Origin of the sequence: Bacillus cereus group sp. BfR-BA-01523 (genome assembly GCF_022662615.1) — a bacterium.
Lineage (GTDB): Bacteria > Bacillota > Bacilli > Bacillales > Bacillaceae_G > Bacillus_A > Bacillus_A mycoides.
In genome coordinates this window covers 1-25,813 of the sequence record NZ_JAKUDX010000015.1, presented here as the reverse complement: position 1 = coordinate 25,813, position 25,813 = coordinate 1, and the positions used below count along the sequence as shown (strand labels likewise).

Genomic DNA, 25,813 nt, shown 5'->3' with positions numbered 1-25,813 from the left:
ATAGCTAACAGGAAAGTATTAGAATCCGAGTATGTAGTTTTTAAGGAAAATGTTTTTCCTATTGTCGTATATGCAATATGGAGAAACAAAAAGCTAGGAGTGGATTTGTTTGATAAAAAACCCCAAGGTTTTAATATTAACTGCACATTACGGTAACGGTCATGTGCAAGTGGCAAAAACATTAGAACAAACATTTCGCCAAAAAGGAATCGAAGATGTAATTGTATGCGACTTGTTTGGAGAATCACATCCAGTTATAACCGATATTACAAAATATTTATATTTAAAAAGCTATACGGTAGGAAAAGAATTATATCGTTTGTTTTATTATGGTGTAGAGAAAATTTATGATAAAAAAATAGCATCTTGGTATGCGAATTTTGGGAGAAAGCGTTTGAAGACGCTATTACAGGTGGAGAAACCGGATATTGTTATTAATACCTTTCCAATCATCGCTGTACCAGAATTGAAAAAGCAAATAGGTATTTCTATTCCTGTTTATAACGTATTAACGGATTTTTGCGTGCATAAAATATGGATCCATCGAGAAGTAGATCGTTATTTTGTAGCAACCGATCATGTGAAAAAAGTGATGGTTGATATCGGTGTACCTGCAGAACAAATTGTTGAAACAGGGATTCCGATTCGTAGCAGTTTTGAGCTAAAGATAAATCCAGCAATTATATATAATAAATATCAGTTATGTAAGGATAAAAAGATGTTACTAATTGTAGCAGGTGCTCATGGTGTGCTAGGGAGTGTAAAAGAGCTATGCCAGTCATTTATGTCAGTACCAAACTTACAAGTAGTTGTCGTTTGTGGGAAAAACGAAGCTTTAAAGCAGGATTTAATGGAACTACAGGAACAAAGTTCTGATGCTTTAAAAGTATTTGGTTATGTTGAAAACATTGATGAATTGTTCCGTGTTACTTCTTGTATGATTACGAAGCCAGGTGGTATTACATTAAGCGAAGCAGCAGCATTACAAGTACCCGTCATTTTATATAAACCTGTCCCAGGACAAGAGAATGAAAATGCGTTGTATTTTGAAAAAAAAGGGGCTGCAGTTGTAATTCGTGATGATAGTGAAGTTTTTGCAAAAACAGAGGCGTTATTAAAAGATGATATGAAGCTTCTTCAGATGAAAGAAGCAATGAAAAGTATTTATCGTCCTGAGCCAGCTGGTCATATTGTGGATACAATTTTGGCAGAAAATCATGCAGAGCCGAATCATATACCTATTAAATCACCAGTTCTTGCCGAATCTTTTACTTAATATGAAACCCTCTTTTAAGCATTTAAAGGGGGTTTTTTTTATTGTTGTAAAAAAATAAACGTGAATTATTAACTTATCCCGCAAAAGCCCGATTGGTGAGGGCTAATAATCAGTGGGGATAAACAAAACTCCGACTGATTAAAGTTTCACTTTATCCACAAGGGATTACGCCTTCATTAGACAGTAAAATCGGAATATTAACAGCTATATCCACATAATCCACAATTTTTAGAAAATTATCCACAATTCTCACGTTACGAATTCATTTAAATAAATGAATTCGTAAAATACTTTTGTAATTTATGCACAATTCTACGTTTTTTGTGGATAAGGTTGTCCACAAAAAAAGGTTCCTTATAAATAAGGAACCTTTTTTACTAATTCATTGGAAAATCTTATGTAATGAAACTGAATAATTAGGGGGGAAACCTTCTAATTATTCAGTTTCACTTTAAATACTTTTTGAGCGATAGCCCGCTGCACGATCTGCTTTTCGAAATTCTCGCTGATAGAGAACTTCTTGTGTACTAGATAATGTGTTTTTTGCTTTATCACGTTTCCTTTTATCCATTACAAATCACCTCGTGTCCTAAAGTCACTATCTATCGTTTCCAAAGACATGGGGTGATATACATATATGTCAAACTAGTAATGATTAATTATCATTTCTGAATTTTTAGATTACGCTTCTTTTAATTGGTGTGCTTCTTGGAATGTTGTATCTCGCATTGTTGCAAGTGTATACTGATCTTTTGGAATTTCATATAAATTATATACTTCTTCATGCGCGTTAATTTCATCATAAACGGCTTTTCTTGTTTCGTTTGCTAGATTTACATATTGTAGTTTTTCGGCAGCTTTAATAGACCGAATATTTATTTTACGAATACGCATAAAAATCGTTTCAATATCTAATTCATAGAAAAGTTCGCTAAAAAATGAATCTTTCGCCAATTTATTATATCCTTTACCGTGATATGGTTTGCCAAGCCAAGTTCCGAGGAATCCAGCTTTTTCTTGCACATCAAATAAAGTAATTGTGCCGATGGGGTTACCCCATTCATCTAAAATTGTGCGTGAGATTAATTCTCCACGCTCTTCGGCTTCGATTGTTTGTTTCGTTAAAAATAAATATTCTTCATAAGAATAGGCCTTTTGACGCACAAAAGGGAAGACAGCAGGATCCACCATTAATTCGTATAGAACGTGGCTGTCGTGTAAGTCGCGTTTTTTCAACACACTAACTCCTCCTCACACGAGGGTAGCATGACGAAAAAGCACCCACCCTCGAAATTTTTATATCAATCTTTAAAAAATTTCGGGGTGGGAATCGAACCCACTAGAACCAGTTTCTAACGCTGGTGGCGCACCATTTGCCTTCCCCATTCATCAATTTGAAAATGATAATCACGACACAAATTGATTATGGTTTCATTCAGTTTATAATCGTATAATACTGTATCTAGTCAAAAAAATAAACTAGTTTTTTTTATTTTTTTTGTAAATTATTTTTCCGTCAATCATAGTGAGTACAGGCTTGGCTAAATAATGGAAAGGATGATGTGTCCATAACACGAGGTCAGCATCTTTTCCAACATCAATGCTTCCAATTCTATCCTCCAAACGTAAATTTCGAGCTGGGAAAATAGTGATTCCTTCCAACGCTGTTTTCTCATCTAATCCTTCTCTTACTGCAATGGCAGCGCAAATATTTAAATATTGAATGGGTGTATAAGGGTGGTCGGTTGTAATAGAAACTTCTACTCCATTTTTCGATAAAATATGATAAGTATCCCACGTTTTGTTTTTAAGTTCGATTTTCGAACGTCGCGTAAGAGTAGGTCCAACTGAAACTTTTAAATTGTGTTTCGAAAGCTCTTCAACAATAAAGTGCCCTTCTGTACAATGTTCAATACGTAAATCAAGATTGAATTCTGTCGCAAAGCGTAAGGCTGAAGTGATATCATCTGCGCGGTGAGCGTGGATACGTACCGGTATTTCTCGGCGGAGTGCTTTTAAAATAGGTAGCATTCGAAAATCAGCTTCATGCCCGTAGTGTTGTGCGTCATAGAATGATTCACGAAGTAACCCCATAATTCCCATACGTGTTATTGATTCTTTTGTGCCGTTGCTATGGAACTTTTTAGGGTTTTCTCCAAAGGCAATTTTTAAACCAGCAGGTTCCTGAATAATCATATGATCAATACAAGTTCCAGCAGTTTTTATTACGCAAGTAGTACCGCCGATAATGTTTTGGCTTCCGGGCATCACGTGAACAGTCGTAACACCATTTTGTACAGCGTCTTGAAATGCAATATCAAAAGGATGAATCCCGTCTAAAGAACGGATATGTGGTGTTGAAACTTCGGATGTTTCATTTGCATCATTACCAGCCCAACCAGTACCTTCATCGTAGAGGCCAAGGTGAGTATGAACATCAATAAATCCAGGCAAGAGATGAAGAGCTCGTGCATCTATAACGGTCATATCCTGAGTAGTATCAATATGAGGTTTGACCGCGGCAATGCGTTCTCCTATAACGAGTACATCTCCTTGAAACTTTTGGGATGTAATAGGATATACAATGGCTTGTTTGAGCAATATTTTCATAGAGACCTCATTTCCGTCACCTTGTAATGTGTAGAATAGGTTTAGACAAAGTAACTGAAAGGTTTTTCGTGTAGTAATGCTCCGGTGTTTAAAAAGTAAGAAGTCTTGGAGGAGATAGACTACCCGTAAAACTGTATTTTAAAAGTACTACATTGTATGCAAGAGGATATTTTGTAATGCATGGTTAACTGTTGGAAATGTGTATTGATATCCATGTTTAATAGCTTTATTGGGTAATACATGTTGCCCTTCTAATACAAGTATACTCATCTCACCGAGTAAAGCGCGAAGTACAAATGAAGGAACAGGTAGCCAATGAGGTCGCCTAGTTATAGTGGCAATAATTTCACCGAACTCTTTCATCCGTATTGGCGTTGGCGCTGTAATATTAAAAGGTCCGTCAATTTCTTTTTTGTGAATGATGAAATCAATCATGCGAACGACATCGTCTATATGAATCCATGATAACCATTGGTTTCCAGATCCAAGTGTACCGCCGATATATAATTGATAGGGGAGTAGCATTTTTGGAAGAGCTCCTCCATCTGCGCCCAATACGACTCCAAATCTTGTGTAGACAGTTCTTATTCCAATGGAGCGGGCTTTAGATGCTTCTTGCTCCCACAAATATACTGTGTTTGCTAAAAAGTCATCTCCTGGAGTCTCTTGCTGTTCTGTAAAAGATTCGGTTTCAGATGTCCCATAGTATCCAATGGCACTTGCATTAATAAATGTGTGTGGCTTTGTTTCAAGGGTTTGTAATTGTTTAATGAGTCCTTTTGTTGTTTGAATTCTACTGTTTAAAATTGATTCTTTTTGTTTTTTTGTCCATCTACTATTAATAGATTCTCCAGCTAGATTAATAACTACATCGATAGATGAGAGAGGGAAGGTCTGTAAATCCGGTGTCCACTGTACGTATTGAAGGTTAGTGTGTGAAGTTTCAGCAATTTTTTTTCGAGTAAGAATGTAAACAGTAAATCCCTTTTGAATAAAAAAACTAGAAAGGGATTTGCCTATAAAGCCAGAGCCACCAGAAATTGCGATTTTCACAATTATTTCCTCCTCATTATATATATTCTTGAAAAGAAAAAACGTTCCTTGACTATGTTAAAATAATAGAGAGGTGAGAGTATGACTGTCATTACAAAAATAGAAGTGCAAAAACGATCGAAAGAACGATTTAATATTTATATTGATAAAGGTCAAGGCGAAGAGTACGGGTTTAGTGTGAATCAATCAATCTTAATGAAACATGGGTTACAAAAAGGCTTAGAAATTGATGAAGTAGCGTTAGGGAATATTTTGTACAATGAAGAGGTACAAAAAGCATATTTACAAGCGATTTCCTATTTATCCTATCAAATGAGAACAAAACAAGAAATAGAAGATTTCTTACGAAAAAAAGAAGTGGGACAGGCCATCATCTCTGAAGTCGTTTCGAAATTATTACATGATCGATATATTAATGATAAAGAGTACGCTATTTCATACGTGCGAACGCAAAGTAATGTGAATCAAAAAGGTCCAACTGTTATTAGGAGAGGGCTATTAAGTAAAGGTGTTCAGGATTTAATCATTACACATAGTTTACAAGAGTATCCAAAGGAGAAGCAAATGGAGAATGCTTTGTTTCTTATAGAAAAGAAGAAAAAATCTTATCAAAAGCATTCATTTTTACAAATGAAGCTAAAGTTAGATGAAATGCTTGTTCGTAAAGGATATTCTAGAGATGTGATTCAAATTTGCTTGGAAGAATTGAAAGACGAAAAAGATGACGAACAGCAACAAGAAGCGTTACACTATCATGGGAATAAATATTATGAGAAATATAAGAAGTATGATGGTTGGACATTCGAAAATAAGGTGAAGCAAGCGTTATATCGAAAAGGATTCTCTATTGATGAGATAGATATATTTTTACAAATGAAACGTGAAGAGGGATGAGGAAATAAGATGGGTACGCCAAAACGCTACAGTGAAATGACACCACATGAGTTAAGGGAAGAAATTGGGGTTTTGAAGGAGCAAGCAGTAAAGGCTGAGCAACTTGGAATTGTAAATGAATTCGATGTATTAATGAGAAAAATGGCTATGGCTCGTGCTTATATGATAGATATAAATAAATTCCATATTGGTGAGACATATGAATTAGTAGAAGAACCTGGTGTGGTATTTAAAATTACGTATTTCAATGGGGTATTTGCTTGGGGATATAAGCAAAATGATAATGAAGAGATTGGAATACCAATTTCCTTGCTGCAGGAAAAATAAAAACCAGAGAGTGAATATCTCTCTGGTTTTCATCTTTGGTAGGCGTTAAAGGAGATAGGAGATTCTAAAATTGGCGTTTTTTACATTCGTTTGCCAGTATAATGAGAGACTGGGTTTGTTGCGTCTGTCCATTAACTTGCGCTTTCGCATGTTTTGGACGAGTCCACGTATGGTTAAATAATTCAGAACGACGATCTAAATGGTCACGGTAGCTCATCTTTATCACCTCGTGTAGGAATTTAATTTGTACTACTCTTCCTGCTGATTTGCAGCACGCATACGCTCTTGTGGGTGCGTGTTAATTGTGCCGTTAGGTCGTTTCGAAGCGAAGCGTGATTTCGCTTTCGGTTGACCGTCGATTTTGCTGTTGTTTTTTGACTCAGACCAAAATTCGGCTTGTCTACCCATTAAGAACGCCCCCTCACTATCAGTCGATACCCCTTTAAGAAGTATCACTTATAGAATGTGCAAAATAGAAGAAACTATCCTTTAGAAATTAAGGGAATAAATAGGTAAAAGGAGAATAGAACATGAATGATATTTATGAAACATTAACGAAAGAATTATTAGATAAAAATGACAACCTTTCTTACGCCCAAGCTCGTGCATGGGTTGAATTACTGTGGGAAGACTTCCGAACAACTTATGCTAAATCAGGTCGTTACCAAGGTGAGGAAATGACTGAACAAGTGGTACGAACATGGGTTAATAATCATGGAGGGCGCCTTCATGAAATGCGTACAAATAATCCGAAGTATAGCCATTTAATCAATCAAGAAGATCATTTGAAACATTAAAAAAAGCGACGTAGGTCGCTTTTTTTAATGTGGAAGCAATTCCAGTTTCTTTCGAAGTTTCTCTTCGCTGAAAATCCATCCTGTATATGAACTAATAATATTTAAATTTTGATCGAGCTGAACGATTGCGACGAATGGATAATAATCTTTACTTCGATACCGCAAATCAATGAATCGAACTTCATAATAGTTATCATAATCGAAAATATCCCAGCGATATACAGGCGAGAAAGATAAGAAAGCAGATATATTTTCATCTCGCACAGCGGCTTGCATAATGGCGGTATTCGGGAACGGCACGCGATTAAATTTATCGTATACAAGGATGTTACCGCGGTGCCATCTTGCTACGTAGTAATATTCAGTTGTAACGACGGCTAAATGATAATGATAAAATTTGTAAGAAGGAGAAATAATTACTTTCTCTACATTTTTGAAACGTTTGTATACTACACTTTTAATATTTCGATGCATCATAATGCGGCCAATGTAGTAAACAAACATTAATATATACGCTGCTAAAGCAGTATAGCCTTTATGTGCTCCGACAAGCATACAGGCGATAGCAAGTATATGGATAAAGAAAATGACAGTATCAAACGTATTAATTATGCCGAGCGCTACCCATTTTTTTGTGAAGGGCCTTAATGCCTGTGTACCATAGGCATTGAAAATATCCACAAAGACATGAAGAAAGACGGCAATAAATGACCAAAGTAGTAGATGCAGATAGGGAGCGTCTGAAAAGAAGGCGAAAGAGATGCCACTTATAAGGAGTGACCAAAGGATCACTGCAGGGATGGAATGAGTAATCCCGCGATGATTTCTTATATATTTAGCGTTATTACGCAATTTTAAAACTGTATCGATGTCAGGAATATTGGAACCGGCAATTGTTGCAAGCATCACTGCTTGTGGCCCAATATCACTTTGTGCTATAGCTGGATCTAATGTTGCCAAACTGCCTAGAGTAACGCCCATAACAAGGTGAGTGGCTGTGTCCATAGAAATCCACCTCCGTTTTTTATTAATGTAACTCTTTTTATTCGATACCTCAAGTCCTTTGCCTTCTATTTCCTATGTCATCTTACTTAAATTTTTTCCTAAAATCTTTATAATAGTACGTATATGCAAAAAAATGAGGGGGATCAAGTTTGACACTTGAAATATTAAATGAGTTTAACATAGAACAGTTTCAAAATGATTTAATTGGTTGGTTTGAAAAAGAACAACGTGATTTACCGTGGCGAAAAAATAAAGATCCATACCGTGTTTGGGTTTCAGAAATTATGTTACAGCAAACAAGGGTAGAGGCTGTAAAACCATATTACGCAAATTTTATGGGGAAGTTTCCTACGCTTGAAGCGCTAGCAACTGCCGATGATGAAGAAGTATTAAAAGCATGGGAAGGCTTAGGTTATTATTCTAGAGCACGAAATTTACATGCTGCAGTAAAAGAGGTAAAAGAAGTATACGGCGGGACAGTACCGAGCGATGTAAAGAAAATTGAAAAATTAAAAGGAGTGGGACCATATACAAAAGGTGCCATTTTAAGTATTGCATATGGCATACCAGAGCCAGCGGTTGATGGAAATGTTATGCGCGTATTATCTCGTATTTTATCAGTGTGGGATGATATTGCAAAACCGAAAACGAGAAAAGTTTTTGAAGAGATTGTGCGTGAAATTATTTCTATAGAAAATCCATCTTATTTTAACCAAGGTTTGATGGAATTAGGGGCATTAATTTGTATACCGAAAAATCCATCTTGTTTACTTTGTCCTGTACGTGAACATTGCAGAGGGTATGCTGAAGGTGTTCAAAAAGAACTACCAGTGAAGAGTAAAGCGAAAGCACCTACAATGGTACCGCTCGTTGCGGGAGTACTTCAAACTGAAGATGGCCGTTACGTAATTAATAAACGCCCAAGTACGGGATTACTGGCTAATATGTGGGAGTTCCCGAATATTGAACTAAGTGAAGGTATTCGTAATCAAAAACAACAGCTTACGGATTATATGAAGGAGAGCTTTGATCTCTCTGTTTCTATTGATGAATACGCGATGAATGTACAACATACTTTTACACATCGTACTTGGGATATCTTCATATTTTACGGAAAAGTAACAGGTAATATTGTCGAAACGGATACATTAAAGTTTGTATCGAAAGAAGCGTTTGAACAGTTACCTTTCTCGAAATCACATCGTACAATTTACGAAAAGTGTGTTGAGAAAATTACAATGCAGTAAAGTGAAACTTTAATCAGTGGGGGTTTTCTTCATCCCCCACTGATTATTAGCCCTCACCAATCGGGCTTTTATGGGCAGCAAGGCCCCAACCTAACTTCTTTGCTTTCGCTGCATTTTGAGGTGGGGTCTTACTGCCCGGCAAATAGCGGGATAAATAATAAAAAACGTGTTCCAGAACTTTGGAACACGTTTTTTTATATTGAAAATAAGTTTGTATTTTGAGGTTGAAAATCCACGCGTTTATAATCGGCCCCGTGACTCGATTTCTTTCACAACTTCTTTATAAATCGTTTGTCCCTCTACATTTAGATAAGGCATAATTTGCTGAAATGAATGATGAAAATAAGCTAATTCATCCTCTTTCCATTCATTTTTGGAAATCATAGTTAGCTCAGTCATATCACGTCCAGTATACATATTCCCACCTCCATCATATGTAGTTTGAATGAGTGATAAGAGATATATACGTGAATTTTCAAAAAGAAAATTAGGGATAACTTCTAAGTGAATTGGTTACATTATTGATTGTGGAGGTGAGAAAGATGAGTAAAAAACAACAAGGTTATAATAAGGCAACTTCTGGTGCTAGCATTCAAAGTACAAATGCTAGCTATGGTACAGAGTTTGCAACTGAAACGAATGTACAAGCAGTAAAACAAGCGAACGCACAATCAGAGGCACAGAAAGCACAAGCTTCTGCTGCTCAAAGTGCAAATGCTAGTTATGGTACAGAGTTTGCAACTGAAACAGATGTGCATGCAGTGAAAAAACAAAATGCACAATCAGCTGCAAAACAATCACAATCTTCTAGTTCAAACGAGTAATGAAAGAAAAACACTTCTCCAATTCGAGAGAAGTGTTTTCTTTGTGTGCGTGTCACTGTAATGAAAATAAAGGGAACGACATAACTTCTAATAAGTCAACAAATGTAGTCAAAGGAGAAAGAAGTTCACGATTAGAAATATGTAATAGGAATTATAAATGGCGAATGAATCAAAAAGGGGGTAAGTGATGAACGATTTTGATAAGTTGGTAGGAGAGCAGTTGGAAACGATGGATGAGCTTTTAAAGTTACAATCACATTTAGAGAAGTATCAGCAAATTGAAATGAGTGGAAGGGATACGTGCGATAAAAAAGAATTGCATTTTATCCGTCAAGAAATATACAGAACAGAAATAGCATTAAAACTTTTACATGAAAAATTTGAACAGCAAACGAATAATGTGATTCAATCTTTTGAAATCGAAAAAATAATTTCAAATTAAGGGTGAGATATGTTGTTGATTTTAGGTGAAAAGTCCTTTCTTAAACAGAGGTGAGGGGGCTTTTCTTTTTGTTATATCTTCGTTTAATCTTCTAAAATACGTATTGCTAATTCATAGGAAATGTTCCTTCGTTAAAAGGGTTAGTGATGTGGTATTCAATAATACAAACTTCATTATATTCCTCATGAAAACAAGTGTCCTATCGCTTTAGTTTTAAAATTTTGACAAAAAAGTTATAATAGAAAAAAAGTGAATGCAGTTCAAGGGGTAGTTAAGACAACTTAAGAAAAGCATTTGCGGTTGAAAGAAGGGAGCATATATGGGATTTCCCAAAGAAGGAGAAAAGGTACAAATACATAGTTATAAACATAATGGCTCCATTCATAGAATGTGGGAAGAGACAACAATTTTAAAAGGGACGCAGAGCCTTGTGATCGGAGCAAATGATCGTACAGTAGTTACAGAATCAGATGGTCGAACATGGGTTACTCGCGAACCTGCGATTTGTTACTTCCATGCTAATTATTGGTTTAATGTAATTGGAATGCTGAGAGAAGAAGGAGTATATTATTATTGTAATTTAAGTTCTCCTTTTGCATATGACTCTGAAGCATTAAAGTATATTGATTACGACTTAGACATTAAAGTGTATCCAGATATGACATATACACTTTTGGATGAAGATGAGTATGAAAAGCATAGTCAAATCATGCAGTATCCACCTGTTATCGATACAATTTTAAAACGAAATGTAGCACATTTAACACAGTGGATTCATCAAAGAAAAGGTCCATTCGCACCGGATTTCGTAGATATGTGGTACGAAAGATATTTAATGTACAGAAATTAAAACAAACCTGCAGGGAATTTCCCGGCAGGTTTGTCCTATTAGAGGGGGGATTATGTGCAAGGTATAAAAAGATATTTACAATTTGTTAAACCATATCGATGGCTTATTGCTATTACAATTATTATTGGTCTTGTGAAGTTCGGTATCCCGCTTATTATGCCATGGTTATTAAAGTATATTATTGATGATGTTATTCAAGGCACGGGATCGCTTCAAGAAAAAACGTCTCAATTAATAACCGCAATTGGGATTGCTTTTTTTATTTTTGCAGTAGTAAGACCGCCGATAGAATATTATCGTCAATATTTCGCGCAGCGCATTGCCAATACAATACTATACGATTTACGAAAATACATTTTTGGGCACTTGCAAAAATTGAGCTTACGTTATTATTCGAACACAAAAACAGGGGAGCTTATTTCACGTGTAATCCATGATGTAGAACAAACGAAGGACTTTGTAATTACTGGTCTTATGAATGTCTGGTTAGATACTGCAACAATTGTTATTGCCATTATCGTTATGTTTTCTATGAATATAAAATTAACCTTTGTTGCTTTATTAATCTTACCTATTTATGTAGTTGCAGTGAAATATTTTTTCGGGCGCCTTCGAAAATTGACGAAAGAGCGCTCGCAAGCGTTAGCAACTATGCAAGGGTATTTACATGAACGTATTCAAGGGATGCAAGTGACACGTAGTTTTGCATTAGAAGAGTATGAAAGAGGACAGTTTGAAAAGAGAAATAATGAATTTTTAACGAAAGCACTAACTCATACGAGTTGGACAGCGAGAACGTTTTCGGTAGTGAATACGTTAACGGATTTAGGGCCGTTACTTGTTATTGGTTTTGCGGCATATGAGGTAATTCAAGGGTCGTTAACACTGGGTACGATGGTTGCTTTTGTTGGATATATGGATAGTTTATATAGTCCGCTTCGTCGCCTTGTTAATTCATCTACAACATTAACACAGTCTTTCGCCTCGATGGATCGAGTGTTTGAATTGTTGGATGAAAAATACGATATTGTTAATGTGCCAAATGCGGTGCAAACGAAAAGGCTAGATGGGGAAGTTATATTTGATAATGTTTCTTTTCGTTATAATGCGGATGAAAAAGAAATATTGCATAATCTGTCATTAACTATGCGCCCGGGAGAGAAGGTTGCGCTTGTAGGGGCAAGCGGAGGAGGAAAGTCATCTCTTGCTAGTTTAATTCCGCGTTTTTACGATGTTTCTGAAGGTGCAGTTTATATAGACGGGATAGATGTAAGAAAGTATAATATGAGAAATTTACGTAGTCATATTGGAATTGTGCTACAAGATAATTTATTATTTAGCGATACAATCGGGGCTAATATTTTATATGGCAATCCGAAAGCTACAGAGGCGGAAGTGATTTCAGCTGCCAAAGCTGCACAAATTCATAATTTTATTACAGAGTTGCCAGAGGGCTATGATACTGTCGTTGGGGAACGTGGTGTGAAATTATCTGGTGGACAAAGACAGCGTGTAGCAATCGCACGGGTTTTTCTAAAGAATCCGTCTTTACTTATATTAGATGAAGCAACTTCCGCTTTAGATTTAGAAAATGAACGATATATTCAAGAGGCACTGCAAACGTTAGCTGCAGATCGGACAACAATTATTATTGCACATCGATTAGCGACGATTACGCATGTTGATACAATTATTTATGTTGAAGATGGTGAAATAAAAGAAAAGGGTTCTCATGAAGAGTTAATGAAAAAGAGGGGATTTTATTACAATCTATATCAACTTCAGCATATAACAGAAACAGCTCCTTTAGCGTAAAAGGAGCTGTTTTTTATTCGTCTTCTTTTTTATCTTCGATTTGGAGTTCGCTTTCTGGTTTATGGTATGTGTAGAAGCTATCCACAAGTAAATCTAAATGCTCTACTTCCTCACTGTAGTTAATAATTGAAGAAATAAGAGGGAAGAGGTGTAACCATATTTTATATGCTTCCTCATCGTCTTTATTTTGATAATCCATAAAGATATCAATCAATTCTTGTTTACCGGTTTCAACTTCATCAAGCATCTCAACGGATTGTTGTTTCTTTGCTTTACCAATAAATTTTAATAACACTTGTTCGTGATAATGCGTTAATGAATCAAGTTCGTTTTGAATAGATTCCTGAAACTCTTCTGGCATATAGCGCAGTTCATTTTCGGTGCGATGTAATGATTTTAACGTGCTTAAAGCGCGGCTTGTTGTCGCTAACATTTGTCTGAATAAAACGAGCTTACGAATTTTCGCGAATTGTATTTTTTTCGTATAGCTTCTTTCTTCTTTATACAGCAAATAGTAATGATTTAGTTTAATCATTTTTTCTTTCATGCGATCAATATCGGTTTTTAGCGTTGTAAAATCAGAAGCTTGCCTACTGTTCATACGAATCCATTTAACAATTTCCTCTGTATTATCAACGATGCGATGGTAAAGTTTTGTTTCATATTTTGGCGGCATAAATACTAAATTTACAAGCGAAGCCGCAATAATTCCAATCATAATCGTCGCGAATCGAAGTAAGGCAAAATTAAAGAAATCTTCGCCTTGATACTCCATAATGGCGATAACTGTTACTAAAGCGAGTGATATTGTTTTTTCTAAGCGTAATTGTAAAGTAAGAGCAATTACTAATATACACGTTAATCCAATAATAAAAGGATTATGTCCAAAAGCAGTAGCAAATACGATAGCGAATACAGCACCAATTACGTTTGCTTGAATTTGCTCAAGAGCAGTTAAATACGAGCGGTATACAGACGGTTGAACAGCAAAGATAGCTGAGATTCCCGCAAATACAGGACTCGGTAATTGAAGTAAAATACAAGCAAATAAAGCTAATGTAATGGCAATACCCGTTTTTAAAATGCGAGCACCAAGTTTCATACCCTTATTGATATCCTTTCTCTTGTCATAATGAATGTACAACATGATACTATACATTCATTACAATATGTTAGCAAGTGATATTTTAGTGACGTTAAAAAGTTTAATAAATAAATTACAATCAATTTATAATTTCTCCAAATTCTCTTTAAACATCTATTCTTTAATAAAAAAACCTGCTGAATTTCAGCAGGTTTCAAATTGTTATTCTAGATTACTATGCGATGCTCGCTTCGTCAATTTTTTTATGAAAATAAATATTGTACATATCATTCAGTTGAAATAGATGGATCCGCCTGTTCTTTTTTCGGGATAATTTCATAGAAGTGAAGCTGGATATCATCTAATAATGGTGTTAACAAAGCGACTTCTTCATATTGTTCGTGCTCATTTAATACACGAATGTAGTCTAATAATAATTCATTCACATCTTGCAAACCATTTTTACTAATTGGCTGCAATGTTACATTTGCACCTTTAGCAATTCTTCTTTTTAAAGCGTGCTCTGTTAAACCTAAGTTTGGCTCATAATGTAAATAAACAACACCACCAGTCATGCCGGCACAAATCCATGGACCAGGATCTCCTAAAACAAGAGCGCGACCATTTGTCATATATTCAAAAGCAAATCCTTTTATATTAGAATATACTCCGATATTTCCTTGTTCTTTTTCGCGGAGTGGTTTTGTAATTCTGCCTCCAATTATCATATCTGCTCCAGAAAGGCGAATGCCAGCACGAGCATCAGCGTTACCTTGCACGTATAATGCACCTTTTTGAGCACCGTATCCAAATCCTTTTCCGACAGAACCGTTATAATATGTTCCATCTGTTCCTTTTGCTTTCGTTATATAAATGCCACCGCCAAATGAAGTTTTTCCAATTCCATCTTGCGCGCCACCATTTACGTGTATAAATAAGTTCTCGCTATTGTACGCGCCTAATCCGTTTCCAGGAACAGATCCGTTTGTATACTTTAATGTAAGTGGTTCAAGATGAGTGTTTTCATATAATTTGCTACGAATACGATAACAGGATTCTAGACCGCCCATTACGCGTTGCTCTACGCCGACGCTTACTAATTCTTTTGACTGGAGAGAATTTGTTGTTTCAAATTGTTTTTCTTGTACAGATGCCGTTATTTTCACAGATGAATCTTCTATCGTTTGTATTAAATTACGTAAGTCTAATAAGTCCTTGCCTCGAGTTTGTTCTAATAAATCCGATCGTCCGATAATATCTTGTAAGTTTGTGTAACCGAGCTGCCCTGTTAAACGTTTCAATTCTGTACCGAAAGTAGTGAATAAGCTTAATAGCCCTGTAACTGCGCTTTCTAATTCACGTGGAACGAAACGGCGCAGTCCATGTTCTTTCGCTTGAGCTTCAGATTCAATTTGTGTTGCAATTCCGACGTGGCACGTATCAAGATGACAACCACGGCAAGTTGTACAGCCAATTGCAATCATTGATAATGTGCCAAATCCGATCCGGTTTGCTCCGAGGAGCATGATTTTTAAGGCGTCATTTACACTTCGAATACCGCCATCTGCCCAAATCTCTACTTTATGTCTCATATTTGCTTCTAGTAACGCATTGTGAGCAGCTTTAACACCAATCTCTACAGGAAGACCAACATGTTGCAATGCGTGAATACGCGCAGCACCTGTTCCGCCATCAAATCCACTAATGTTAATAAAGTCAGCGCCAGCTTTTGCGATACCGACAGCAATTGTTCCGATGTTAGGAACGACAGGAACTTTTACAGCTACTTTTGCAAGATGATTAGCCGTTTTAATTTCTGTAATCATTTGAGCCAAGTCTTCAATTGAATAAATATCATGGTTGTTAGAAGGTGAAATTAAATCCGAACCAATTGTAGCATTACGTGCTTCCGCAATTTTGGCAGTCACTTTTGAACCAGGCAAATGTCCACCTTCACCAGGCTTTGCTCCTTGACCTATTTTAATTTCAATTAAATTTGATGAATTTAGTAGTTCAGCGTTTACTCCAAATCGGCCAGATGCAACTTGTTGTCCGCGTGTATGTGGGTACTTACCAATCATATCTTTAATTTCGCCGCCTTCACCGTTCAAACTAATCATATTTAGCTGATTGGCAGCTTCTGCATACGCGCGAAAGGCAATTTCATTTTGAGAACCAAATGACATAGAACTAATAATAAATGGTAAATCATGATTGTGAATGCCGATGGACACTTCTTCAGTCGGAACTACATGCTGTGCTTGTTTTGTTTGAACAAGGTGCCTAATTGCGATGGGAGTGTTTTCTTCTAATTCACTTAACTTGTCGCGGTAATCATCATAAGAGTTTCCTTTTGCAACATCACCAATTGCTTTCCAAATCCGCGGGAATATATGAAATGATTTTCGCATTCTAACTTTTGGATTGTTAAAATCCTCAGCTCGAATTTTTGCATCTTCAGCAAGTGATTCAAGTGAAAAAGCTAAATTATTTGAACCGCAGAAGTTTGTAATTTGTAATATATTTGCGATTTCCTCATGTAATCCAATAGAGGAGAAGAGGCGACCGTAACCGCGTAATTCATGAATTCCAATCGTTGAAATTACTTTCTCTAGTCCTTTATTAAGTGCGGTATACAAATTAGTAATTGGTACTTTTGTTTCATCATTTACCGTTGCGAACAATAAATATGGATTAATACCATCTGCCCCTAATCCGTATAGCGTGACGATATCGTGTAAGGAGCGAAGGGCACCGGAACGTATAACGAGAGAGCATTTCCGGCGTAATTTATTTTCAGTTAATGCTTGATGTACTTTAGCAGTAACTAAATGTGGGTCAATCCATAACAGTTCATTTTGATGAGATTTAGCATCATCTAATAATAGTAGGGAAGCACCATTTTTAACGGCTGCTATCGCTTCGAAACTAATTCGATTTAATGCGATTTGTAGAGTTTCTGATGGACTAAATGTAATAGAAATTGTAGAGACAGAGCTATGAGTAATGAATAGCTGTATAAGTTGTTCGTACGTAATCGTGTGTAAGTCTGCCGCGATAGATTGAGCTAAATGCCCTTCTAAAATAATGGGTGAAAGCATCTCGATTACAAATGGTTGTTTAGAGTTATCTAATAAACCCGGACGCTCTCCGAGTACAGTACGTGTGGAGAAGTGTTCAACTTCTCGATCGCGATCGATTGCTGGATTTGTAACAACGGCTACACTTTCCTTAATGAAATCAGCAATATTTCGTCTATCTGTATCAAGTGCGGCAAGTGGTGAGTCATGCCCAAGTGACCGAATTGGTTCGACGCCTTTTGTCGCCATTTGTTCAAGGAGCTGAATATGTTCTCGATCCCAGCCAAAAGCGACGTATTGATTCGTTTCAACTTGAACCGAATCACATAATCCCTCAGTTTCTTTCGTTTCAGGGATAGATAAGTTTACATGATAATTGGTAACATCGATTCGTTTCTTAAAACGGTTATATACTTCAATTTGATAATTGTCGTATTCATAGAGAACGAGCTCATCTTGTTGATTCCATTTTAATCCAACTTTTTCTCCAGGAGCGAGTGGTTTCGGCTCTGCTACATATTCAGTTGGTGATACAACTCCAGGTTCAGAAGAGAAAATATAGGAGCTCTCTGTCTCTACTTTCCAAACTGGGCGTAATCCAAGGGAATCGACACTGAAAACAGCTTCATCTTTATAACGTGAAATAATACCAGCTGGACCTTGTGCGAAATGCCCCCAAGCCTCACGTATATAAGTGTATAAGTTTTGTAAGTTTGTTTCGTAAAGTTTTATTTCATTAATAATTGGTGGAAATAATATATCCATTGCTTCAAATAAACTGTAGTTATACTGAACGAGAAGGGTTTCTAAGGTGCGGTTTAAATCTTGGGAATCACTGCCCCCGGCAGTAAGTGGTACATTAATCATTTCAGCTTGATCGCGTAATTTTGCAATCGTGTTAATTTCGCCATTATGTCCGAGAATGCTAAATGGTTGTACACGAAAAAAATTAGATAACGTATTAGTAGAATAGCGATTATGTCCTAGTGTCATAGTTGAAGCGATAAGTGGGTGTTGTAAATCATTGTAATAAGCAACGAGTGTATCGCCAGCACCGAGAACTTTATATACAACATGTTCATGACTTAATGAGGCAACATGAATTGCTTCATTTTCTTCGATTTTTATTGTTACAGAAAATAATGTTTGTTCAATATTTTTAACTTCACTTTCGACGATAAGGGCAATTTGCCAAAATAAAGGTTCTTCTTGTTTACCAAGAGGACCGAGTGCATCTGAGTTTATTACATCATCATTTTCGAGAACAATTGTAAAGCTTTCATTGTTTAGTTGCGTACGAATGTAATCTTTTAACTCAGCAATGTTTTCTTTTTTGTTTAGAAAAAAATGTCCAACGATAAAGTGGGGATGATCCACAATCGTTGGATTATATCCGCTACTTTTCAGTTTTTCATTCCAAAGTGCTTTTGGCATGTCGATATGAATTCCGATACCATCTCCTTCGCCATTAATGAAACCAGCTCTATGATTCATTTTGACTAGCGATTGTATACAAAGATCGATGTTTTCTTTTGTAGGAATTCTTCGTTTTTCCATAACGGAAACGATTCCACACGCATCATGTTCTGCATTTTTATAATTCCGAAATAAAGACGGTGTCCATTTATTTTTTTTGTTGAGCATCCGTCAATCCCCCCTCTGGAAAATGGATTTTGAATAATCTTACTATTTAAGGCGTGAACTGCCTTGTATACATGGATAGTAAGGATATAAAAGAATATAAAACAGATAATTATGAATAATTATACTATTAATGAGGGATTTATGAAATAGAAAAAAGGAAAAAAGAAAGATGGGCTTTCTTTTTTCCTTTTGTAATGAAGAGATTATTTATTGTTCGCTAGGGTAGAAAATGCTCTGCCAACAGCTTCAATTGTATATTCAATATCTTCTTTTGTATGTTCTGTCGTTAAGAACCATGCTTCATATTTAGAAGGTGCTAAATTAATACCTTCTTGAAGCATCAGCTTGAAGAATCTACCGAACATTTCACCATCTGTATTTTTGGCTGCATCGTAATCTTCAATTGTATTTGTTGTGAAGTATACAGTTAATGCACCCTTTAGACGGTTTACTGTAATATCGATGTTATGTTTTGTAGCTTGATCTAAAATTCCTTTTTCAAGCATTGCGCCAAGTGCATCTAATTTCTCGTATACGCCTTCTTGTTGAAGTACTTCTAGGCAGGCAATCCCTGATGCCATAGAAGCAGGGTTCCCAGCCATTGTACCAGCTTGGTATGCAGGGCCGAGTGGTGCAACTTGTTCCATAATTTCTTTCTTACCACCGTAAGCACCAATTGGAAGTCCACCGCCGATAACTTTACCAAGTGCTGTTAAATCTGGGATTACGCCAAGTAAGTCTTGAGCGCCGCCATACATAAAGCGGAAAGCAGTAATAACTTCATCATAAATTACTAGTGCACCAGCTTCGTGAACAAGTTCATTAACTTTTTCAAGGAAGCCAGGTTTTGGCTCAACAATACCGAAGTTTCCAACGATTGGCTCTACAAGGATAGCTGCTACTTCATGTCCCCATTTATCTAACGCTTCTTTTAAAGTTTCTACATTATTAAATGGAACAGTAATAACTTCTTGAGCGATACTTTGTGGCACACCCGCTGAATCAGGAATTCCAAGAGTAGAAGGACCAGAGCCAGCTGCTACAAGTACTAAATCGGAATGACCGTGGTAACAACCAGCGAATTTCATAATTTTTGTGCGGCCAGTGTAAGCACGGGCAACACGAATGGTTGTCATAACGGATTCTGTACCAGAGTTCACGAAGCGAACTTTATCTAAAGCGGGCATTGCTTCTTTTAACATTTTTGCGAATTTTACTTCTAATGCTGTTGGAGTACCGTATAGTACGCCGTTTTCAGCCGCTGTTTTAATTGCTTCTGTTACGTGTGGGTGAGCATGCCCAGTAATAATAGGGCCATACGCTGCTAAATAGTCGATATATTTATTTCCATCTACATCCCAGAAATAAGCACCTTTTCCGCGTTCCATTGCAACAGGAGAACCGCCTCCAACTGCTTTAAAAGAACGGGAAGGACTATTAACACCACCAACGATATGTTCTAAAGCTTCTTTATGTAACGCTTCTGATTTTGTGAAATTCACTACAATTCATCTCCTTACAAAAATCTATGTATTATTCTAACATGTTTTTTGAAAAGACGTATTGTTTGTGATAGAAGGAGCAGTTGGGTAAACTATTCGTTGTGACATTTAGGAAGGGGGTCCGATTATGAAATCGGTAATTGAGGTACAAGGGTTACGTAAAGAGTTTACAGCCTATTCAAGTCGTCCGGGATTAAAGGGTGCATTTCGCGATTTATTAAATCGTAATTATAAAATAGTACCAGCAGTAAATGATGTTTCTTTTACTGTAAAGCAAGGTGAAATGGTTGGTTATATTGGTGAGAATGGTGCTGGTAAATCAACGACGATTAAAATGCTTACAGGGATTTTGACTCCGACATCAGGACAAATTACAGTGAATGGAATGAATCCACACAAACAGAGAGAAGAATTTGTAAGAACAATCGGCGTTGTGTTTGGTCAGCGTTCCCAGCTTTGGTGGGATATTGCTGTACAAGAATCATTTCGTTTATTGAAGAAAGTGTACGGTGTATCAGACGCTCAGTATAAGGAACATATGGAACATGTTATTGAAACGTTAGATATCGGTCCTTTGTTAGATAAACCGGTACGGAAATTATCTCTTGGTCAAAGAATGCGTTGTGAATTGGCAGCGGCGTTAATTCATAATCCGCCGTTATTATTTTTAGATGAGCCAACAATTGGACTAGATGTTCTTGTGAAATTGAAAATACGAGAATTCTTAAAAGAGATGAATGAACGTTATAAAACAACAATTTTATTAACGACACATGATATTACTGATATTGAAGCTTTATGTGAACGCGTCATCATGCTTGATGAAGGGAATATTATGTATGACGGATCTTTAGATAATCTTCGTACGCAGTGGGGAGTAGAGAAGGAAATACATTTTCAGTTTGTTGCCCCAGTTTCATACCAGGAGTTATCAATGGTTATGCCAGATAGCCATGTTGTTTGGTTAAAAGCGAAAGAAGAAAACGCATGGGTTGCAAAAATACCGAATGAAGAAGTTATCATTTCTATGTTGATTTCTAAAGTAGTACAAGCCTTTCAAATTAAAGATTTGAAAATTAACGAAGTGTCTACAGAGGAAATTATTCGTAACATTTATGAAGAAGGTATTATGCATGGGTAAGTATATTGAAATGATTCGGATTCGCTTTTTAATGATGCTTGCTTATCGTACAAATTATTACAGCGGGATTTTAATTTATACGATTAACATTGGTGCGTATTATTTTTTATGGCAAGCAATTTATAGCGGGAAAGAGAATATTGAAAGTTTATCTATTTCGCAAATGACTACGTATATTGCGATCGCATGGATGGCACGCGCTTTTTATTTCAATAATATAGATAGAGAAATTGCGATGGAAATTCAAGAAGGACGTGTGGCGGTAGAGCTAATTCGTCCATATAACTATTTAGGTATGAAAGTTATGCAAGGGCTTGGAGAAGGGATATTTCGTTTTGCTTTCTTTTCAATTCCGGGTATGGTTATTGTTACGTTATTATTTTCATTACAAATTACAACAAATTTTCAAACGTGGTTATATTTCTTCTTATCTTTAATATTTAGTTTTATCATTAATACACAAATAAATTTAATGACAGGAATGCTTACATTCTTCTTATTTAATAATAGTGGAATTATGTATGCGAAACGTGTTGTTATCGATTTATTTTCTGGTTTATTATTACCGATTAGTTTTTATCCGTTATGGGCCCAAAAAGCAATGGTGTTTTTACCGTTTCAAGCAATTAGTTATATTCCGAGTATGATTTTCTCTGAAGGTATACAAGGAAATAAGTTATATGAAGCTTTATTATTTCAAGTGATTTGGGCAATTATACTTATTATTCCAATTGTACTGATGTGGAAAACGGCGAGAAAACGTCTAATCGTACAAGGGGGATGACGAGATGATATATATAAAATTATTTTTGCAATATGCAAGTCAATATATAAAAACAAAATTGGAGTATCGTGGCGATTTTATCGTCGGATTACTTTCAGATTTATCACTACAAGCTGTTAATTTAATCTTCATTCTCGTTGTGTTTGGGCATACCCAAGCACTAAAAGGGTGGAGCCGAGAAGAAGTAATCTTTATTTATGGTTTCTTTTTAGTACCGTTTGCCATTTTTTCGGCTTTCTTTAATATATGGGATTTTAATGATCGTTACATTATTAAAGGAGAAATGGATCGTATATTAACGAGACCGATTCATAGTTTATTTCAAATTATATTAGAAAGAATGGAACTTGAATCTTTAATTGGAGCCATTACGGGGATTATTGTGATGGGTTATGCAGCAATGGAGCTGCAATTATCTTTTTACTGGTATGATTTCTTCTTATTCCTACTTATGGTAGGGGGAGGGGCACTTGTGTACGGCGGGATATTTGTTACGCTTGCAAGTCTTGGCTTTTGGTCGGATGCGAAAAGTTCCATTATGCCGCTTATGTATAACATAGGGAATTATGGACGCTATCCTGTTGATATTTATAACCGTGTTATTGGCTTTGTTTTAACGTTTGTTTTACCGTTTGCATTTGTTGGGGTATATCCAGCAGCATACTTTTTAAGAAAAACAGAGTGGAATAGCTATGCTTTCGCAACTCCAATTGTTGGTGTTATCTGTTTTACTATTGCAATTACCCTCTGGAATCAAGGGGTTAAACGATATCGTGGTGCAGGAAATTAATTATAGAAGCTTGTTCGTTTCTAAGGGATAAATCAGCTACAGTCCTCATACATATAAAACGAGGTGGAGGACATGTTATGGGGATTTATTCTATTAATTGCAGCAATCGCTATTTTGAGAAGTGTCCAATTATTATGGAGTTCATATTCAAATTCCAATCGTTTCTTTTCGCTGTACAATTTAGCTACGTTGTTTTTGATTTATACAACGGTACTGATTGCGTTTGGATTAAGTTATGTTGTGCTAGAGGAAATGGGTTTTGCAGTTTTGAAAGAAGATGGGGAGAGGTTAAGTGCTCATTCCTTTCAGCTCGTTGAAATATGTTTATATTTTAGCGCGGTTACTTTATTGTCCGTTGGATATGGTGATATAGCTCCGATTGGAATCGGAAGATGGATTGCAATTGGAGAAGCGCTAATTGGATATACATTACCGTTTGCCTTTGTGATGAGATCTGTAATAGACAATGAAAAATAAGGTCGCATTTGATATAGTAAAAGAAAAGAGAAGGAGTGATAACAATGATTACAGTAGGAGAAATGGCACCAGAATTTACATTGGAAGGAAGTAACGGAGAACAAATTCGCTTAGCTGACTTTCGCGGTAAAAATGTAGTTTTATATTTTTACCCGAAAGATATGACTCCAGGGTGTACAACCGAAGCATGTGATTTTCGTGATGCATATGGATTATTCCAAGAGAAGGACACGGTCATCCTTGGCGTAAGTCCTGATTCGGTGAACAGACATATGAAATTCATCGAGAAGCATGAGCTTCCATTTGTACTTTTAGTAGATGAAGATCATAAAGTAGCAGAATTGTACGATGTTTGGAAGTTGAAAAAGAACTTTGGAAAAGAGTACATGGGAATCGAGCGTTCTACATTCCTTATTAATAAAGACGGTGAGCTTGTAAATGAGTGGCGTAAAGTGAAAGTGAAAGGGCATATTGAGGATGTTCTTTCTTATATAAAATAAATCTATATTAATGAGGAGAAAAAATACATATGTAAGGCATGCGTCTATACATATTTTCTTGCGATACATAAAGTGAAAGTGTAGGGCATACCTCCTCAGATGATAGTATTCCAAGTGCGATTATGTCGCACTTTTTTCTATGTAAATGTATAGGAAATACGGGAAGTTACATAAGAATAAGGCTATATACAAAAATAAACCACATACTTATAGTAGAAATATTGACGATTTATAAGAAAAGGAGTACACTCTTTATAAGAATTATAAAATAATAATCCGTATAGAATCGGGGTGCATGACGGTGGTCAAAGAAGAATTAAAAGAAGCGCTAGAAATGCTGAAAAATACGGGTGTACGCATTACTCCACAGCGTCATGCTATTTTAGAGTACCTTGTGGAATCTATGACGCACCCAACAGCGGATGACATTTATAAAGCATTAGAAGGTAAGTTTCCAAATATGAGTGTTGCAACTGTCTATAATAACTTACGTGTGTTTAAAGAAGTTGGACTTGTAAAGGAATTAACTTATGGGGACGCTTCAAGTAGATTTGATTATGTTACAAGTCAACATTATCATGTGATTTGCGAAAAATGTGGTAAGATTGTTGATTTTCCTTATGGAGGTTTGGAACAGCTTGAAGAGGAAGCTGCGAAAACGACAGGATTCATTATTAATAGTCATCGCTTAGAAATTTATGGCGTTTGTCCAGAGTGTCATAAGGCGTAATATATAATAAAGAAAGAGGGTGACGATTAAGTCACCCTCTTTCTTTATTATATATGGAAATCGTGTTAGACTCATGAGGATTTAAAATGTTAAGTGAAGAATCAAATTTAATAAGAACAAATACAAGAGGTGATTTCTTAGTTAAGAAATCACCTTTTTAATGAGATGAAACTTTTTTAGTTTTGTAAGCTCCATATACCTATGATTTATAACTCTTTTTATTATATTTCTCATCAAATTCTTTTCCTTCTAGATTTCGATCAAGTGTTAAAGGTTGATTGCAATGCATACATGCGTCGACACGACCGAGCATTTTTGTTGGTTTATCGCAGCTTGGACAAATAATTTGTATCGTTTTTGTAGATAACATACCAATCCAAAAGTAAACAACAGTGCTAGCGATGACAGCTAAAAAACCAACCATCATAAAGGTTGTCATAATAATGATGTTTTCGCGAAAAAAGACACCTAAGTATGCAATGAAGAGGCCGATAAATACTAAACTCAATGCAAAGGTTCGGATTTTATTGATTTTGTTCGAATATTTAATGCTCATTCTCACCACGCTCCTATAATAATAATATAACATAAAATTTAGAATTTTCACTCGTGTGTAAACTTAGTAAAATGATAAGGAGATATGATTTTTTAAGCTTTTAACGGGACGTGAAATTTCTTTATAAAAAGTATTGACCCTACATATACTGCATGATATATTAATAAACGTCGCTGATGCGGAAACGCAGTAAACGACAAAAAAGAAATTTAGAAAACTTAGTTGACATCGAAAAACGAAGATGTTAACATAAGGAAGTCGCAATTGAGCGGCGAAGTAGTTCTTTGAAAACTGAACGAAACAAACAACGTGAACGTCAATTTTTATTTTTAGATGCTAGACAAACTAACTTTATTGGAGAGTTTGATCCTGGCTCAGGATGAAC

The 25,813-nt window shown here is 36.0% G+C and carries 27 protein-coding genes; 15 read left to right on the top strand and 12 right to left on the bottom strand.

All coding sequences use genetic code 11. From position 1 onward, the window contains the following. Window positions 1-109 precede the first annotated feature (109 nt). Window positions 110-1,276 carry a diglucosyl diacylglycerol synthase gene (locus tag MR066_RS23855; protein WP_088038355.1) on the top strand — a complete coding sequence of 389 codons (1,167 nt, stop codon included), beginning with the start codon at window positions 110-112 and terminating at the stop codon, window positions 1,274-1,276. 451 nt (window positions 1,277-1,727) lie between these two features. Here the strand turns inward: MR066_RS23855 and MR066_RS23850 are convergent, their stop codons facing one another. From MR066_RS23850 to MR066_RS23835, 4 genes are all read right to left on the bottom strand, one after another. Further along, window positions 1,728-1,847, bottom strand: a complete 120-nt coding sequence (locus tag MR066_RS23850) for a YfhE family protein (protein ID WP_002029627.1) — start codon at window positions 1,845-1,847, stop codon at window positions 1,728-1,730. A 110-nt stretch (window positions 1,848-1,957) separates the two neighbouring features. Beyond that, entirely contained in the window at window positions 1,958-2,515 is a 558-nt protein-coding gene (locus MR066_RS23845; RefSeq protein WP_002091129.1) for a GNAT family N-acetyltransferase, read from the bottom strand. A gap of 240 nt (window positions 2,516-2,755) precedes the next feature. After that, on the bottom strand, window positions 2,756-3,886 hold the full coding sequence (locus tag MR066_RS23840) for an amidohydrolase (protein WP_242248722.1): 1,131 nt from the start codon (window positions 3,884-3,886) through the stop codon (window positions 2,756-2,758). Window positions 3,887-4,033: 147 nt separating this feature from the next. Continuing rightward, window positions 4,034-4,939, bottom strand: a complete 906-nt coding sequence (locus MR066_RS23835) for a TIGR01777 family oxidoreductase (protein WP_002140287.1) — start codon at window positions 4,937-4,939, stop codon at window positions 4,034-4,036. A gap of 81 nt (window positions 4,940-5,020) precedes the next feature. Between MR066_RS23835 and recX the strand changes: the two genes are divergently transcribed. Next, window positions 5,021-5,833 (top strand): recombination regulator RecX, encoded by an 813-nt coding sequence (gene recX, locus MR066_RS23830; protein WP_002029629.1) that lies wholly within the window; start codon window positions 5,021-5,023, stop codon window positions 5,831-5,833. A gap of 9 nt (window positions 5,834-5,842) precedes the next feature. Further along, window positions 5,843-6,160: a YfhH family protein gene (locus MR066_RS23825; RefSeq protein ID WP_002029631.1), complete on the top strand. Its 318-nt coding sequence runs from the start codon at window positions 5,843-5,845 to the stop codon at window positions 6,158-6,160. Window positions 6,161-6,224: 64 nt separating this feature from the next. On the opposite strand, the gene MR066_RS23820 is transcribed toward MR066_RS23825, so the two are convergent. Next, a complete protein-coding gene (locus MR066_RS23820) occupies window positions 6,225-6,377 on the bottom strand; it encodes a YpzG family protein (RefSeq protein WP_002010325.1) in 153 nt (50 codons plus the stop codon). 32 nt (window positions 6,378-6,409) lie between these two features. Beyond that, window positions 6,410-6,568, bottom strand: coding sequence for a small, acid-soluble spore protein K (locus tag MR066_RS23815; protein ID WP_002010326.1), 159 nt, complete (start codon window positions 6,566-6,568; stop codon window positions 6,410-6,412). Between the two features lie 122 nt (window positions 6,569-6,690). On the opposite strand from MR066_RS23815, the gene MR066_RS23810 reads away from it, so the two are divergent. Continuing rightward, window positions 6,691-6,957: a YfhJ family protein gene (locus tag MR066_RS23810; RefSeq protein ID WP_002010328.1), complete on the top strand. Its 267-nt coding sequence runs from the start codon at window positions 6,691-6,693 to the stop codon at window positions 6,955-6,957. Between the two features lie 24 nt (window positions 6,958-6,981). On the opposite strand, the gene MR066_RS23805 is transcribed toward MR066_RS23810, so the two are convergent. Then, the gene (locus MR066_RS23805) at window positions 6,982-7,962 is read right to left on the bottom strand and encodes a metal-dependent hydrolase (RefSeq protein ID WP_098636265.1); all 981 of its coding nucleotides are present in this window, start codon (window positions 7,960-7,962) and stop codon (window positions 6,982-6,984) included. Between the two features lie 149 nt (window positions 7,963-8,111). Between MR066_RS23805 and mutY the strand changes: the two genes are divergently transcribed. Then, entirely contained in the window at window positions 8,112-9,209 is a 1,098-nt protein-coding gene (gene mutY / locus MR066_RS23800) for an A/G-specific adenine glycosylase (RefSeq protein WP_002091125.1), read from the top strand. Window positions 9,210-9,449: 240 nt separating this feature from the next. Here mutY and MR066_RS23790 read toward each other — a convergent pair whose 3' ends face one another. Continuing rightward, window positions 9,450-9,626 (bottom strand): hypothetical protein, encoded by a 177-nt coding sequence (locus MR066_RS23790; protein ID WP_201065814.1) that lies wholly within the window; start codon window positions 9,624-9,626, stop codon window positions 9,450-9,452. A gap of 125 nt (window positions 9,627-9,751) precedes the next feature. Here MR066_RS23790 and MR066_RS23785 point away from each other — a divergent pair, with 125 nt between their 5' ends. From MR066_RS23785 to MR066_RS23770, 4 genes are all read left to right on the top strand, one after another. Next, on the top strand, window positions 9,752-10,033 hold the full coding sequence (locus MR066_RS23785) for a gamma-type small acid-soluble spore protein (protein WP_002125062.1): 282 nt from the start codon (window positions 9,752-9,754) through the stop codon (window positions 10,031-10,033). Window positions 10,034-10,220: 187 nt separating this feature from the next. Beyond that, on the top strand, window positions 10,221-10,475 hold the full coding sequence (locus tag MR066_RS23780; RefSeq protein WP_098636266.1) for a YgaB family protein: 255 nt from the start codon (window positions 10,221-10,223) through the stop codon (window positions 10,473-10,475). A gap of 319 nt (window positions 10,476-10,794) precedes the next feature. Continuing rightward, window positions 10,795-11,325: a nucleoside tri-diphosphate phosphatase gene (gene ntdP, locus MR066_RS23775; RefSeq protein ID WP_000506630.1), complete on the top strand. Its 531-nt coding sequence runs from the start codon at window positions 10,795-10,797 to the stop codon at window positions 11,323-11,325. A gap of 54 nt (window positions 11,326-11,379) precedes the next feature. After that, on the top strand, window positions 11,380-13,140 hold the full coding sequence (locus MR066_RS23770) for an ABC transporter ATP-binding protein (RefSeq protein WP_002091119.1): 1,761 nt from the start codon (window positions 11,380-11,382) through the stop codon (window positions 13,138-13,140). A 13-nt stretch (window positions 13,141-13,153) separates the two neighbouring features. Here the strand turns inward: MR066_RS23770 and MR066_RS23765 are convergent, their stop codons facing one another. From MR066_RS23765 to hemL, 3 genes are all read right to left on the bottom strand, one after another. Beyond that, the gene (locus MR066_RS23765) at window positions 13,154-14,242 is read right to left on the bottom strand and encodes an aromatic acid exporter family protein (RefSeq protein WP_002063696.1); all 1,089 of its coding nucleotides are present in this window, start codon (window positions 14,240-14,242) and stop codon (window positions 13,154-13,156) included. Between the two features lie 269 nt (window positions 14,243-14,511). Continuing rightward, on the bottom strand, window positions 14,512-18,948 hold the full coding sequence (locus MR066_RS23760) for a glutamate synthase-related protein (RefSeq protein ID WP_242248721.1): 4,437 nt from the start codon (window positions 18,946-18,948) through the stop codon (window positions 14,512-14,514). 203 nt (window positions 18,949-19,151) lie between these two features. Then, window positions 19,152-20,450, bottom strand: coding sequence for a glutamate-1-semialdehyde-2,1-aminomutase (gene hemL / locus MR066_RS23755; RefSeq protein WP_242248720.1), 1,299 nt, complete (start codon window positions 20,448-20,450; stop codon window positions 19,152-19,154). A 127-nt stretch (window positions 20,451-20,577) separates the two neighbouring features. On the opposite strand from hemL, the gene MR066_RS23750 reads away from it, so the two are divergent. From MR066_RS23750 to perR, 6 genes are all read left to right on the top strand, one after another. Further along, window positions 20,578-21,591, top strand: coding sequence for an ABC transporter ATP-binding protein (locus MR066_RS23750; protein ID WP_002010347.1), 1,014 nt, complete (start codon window positions 20,578-20,580; stop codon window positions 21,589-21,591). Then, window positions 21,584-22,375: an ABC transporter permease gene (locus tag MR066_RS23745; protein WP_002140292.1), complete on the top strand. Its 792-nt coding sequence runs from the start codon at window positions 21,584-21,586 to the stop codon at window positions 22,373-22,375. The genes MR066_RS23750 and MR066_RS23745 overlap by 8 nt, the downstream gene beginning before the upstream one ends. A 4-nt stretch (window positions 22,376-22,379) precedes the next feature. Further along, window positions 22,380-23,165, top strand: coding sequence for an ABC transporter permease (locus MR066_RS23740; RefSeq protein ID WP_002091114.1), 786 nt, complete (start codon window positions 22,380-22,382; stop codon window positions 23,163-23,165). 72 nt (window positions 23,166-23,237) lie between these two features. Then, entirely contained in the window at window positions 23,238-23,642 is a 405-nt protein-coding gene (locus MR066_RS23735; protein WP_242248716.1) for a potassium channel family protein, read from the top strand. 44 nt (window positions 23,643-23,686) lie between these two features. Further along, window positions 23,687-24,142 (top strand): thioredoxin-dependent thiol peroxidase, encoded by a 456-nt coding sequence (gene bcp / locus MR066_RS23730; RefSeq protein WP_201065825.1) that lies wholly within the window; start codon window positions 23,687-23,689, stop codon window positions 24,140-24,142. A 301-nt stretch (window positions 24,143-24,443) separates the two neighbouring features. After that, window positions 24,444-24,872, top strand: a complete 429-nt coding sequence (gene perR, locus MR066_RS23725) for a peroxide-responsive transcriptional repressor PerR (RefSeq protein WP_165762387.1) — start codon at window positions 24,444-24,446, stop codon at window positions 24,870-24,872. A 199-nt stretch (window positions 24,873-25,071) separates the two neighbouring features. Here the strand turns inward: perR and MR066_RS23720 are convergent, their stop codons facing one another. Further along, on the bottom strand, window positions 25,072-25,428 hold the full coding sequence (locus tag MR066_RS23720) for a YgzB family protein (RefSeq protein WP_044444349.1): 357 nt from the start codon (window positions 25,426-25,428) through the stop codon (window positions 25,072-25,074). Window positions 25,429-25,813: the final 385 nt, after the last annotated feature.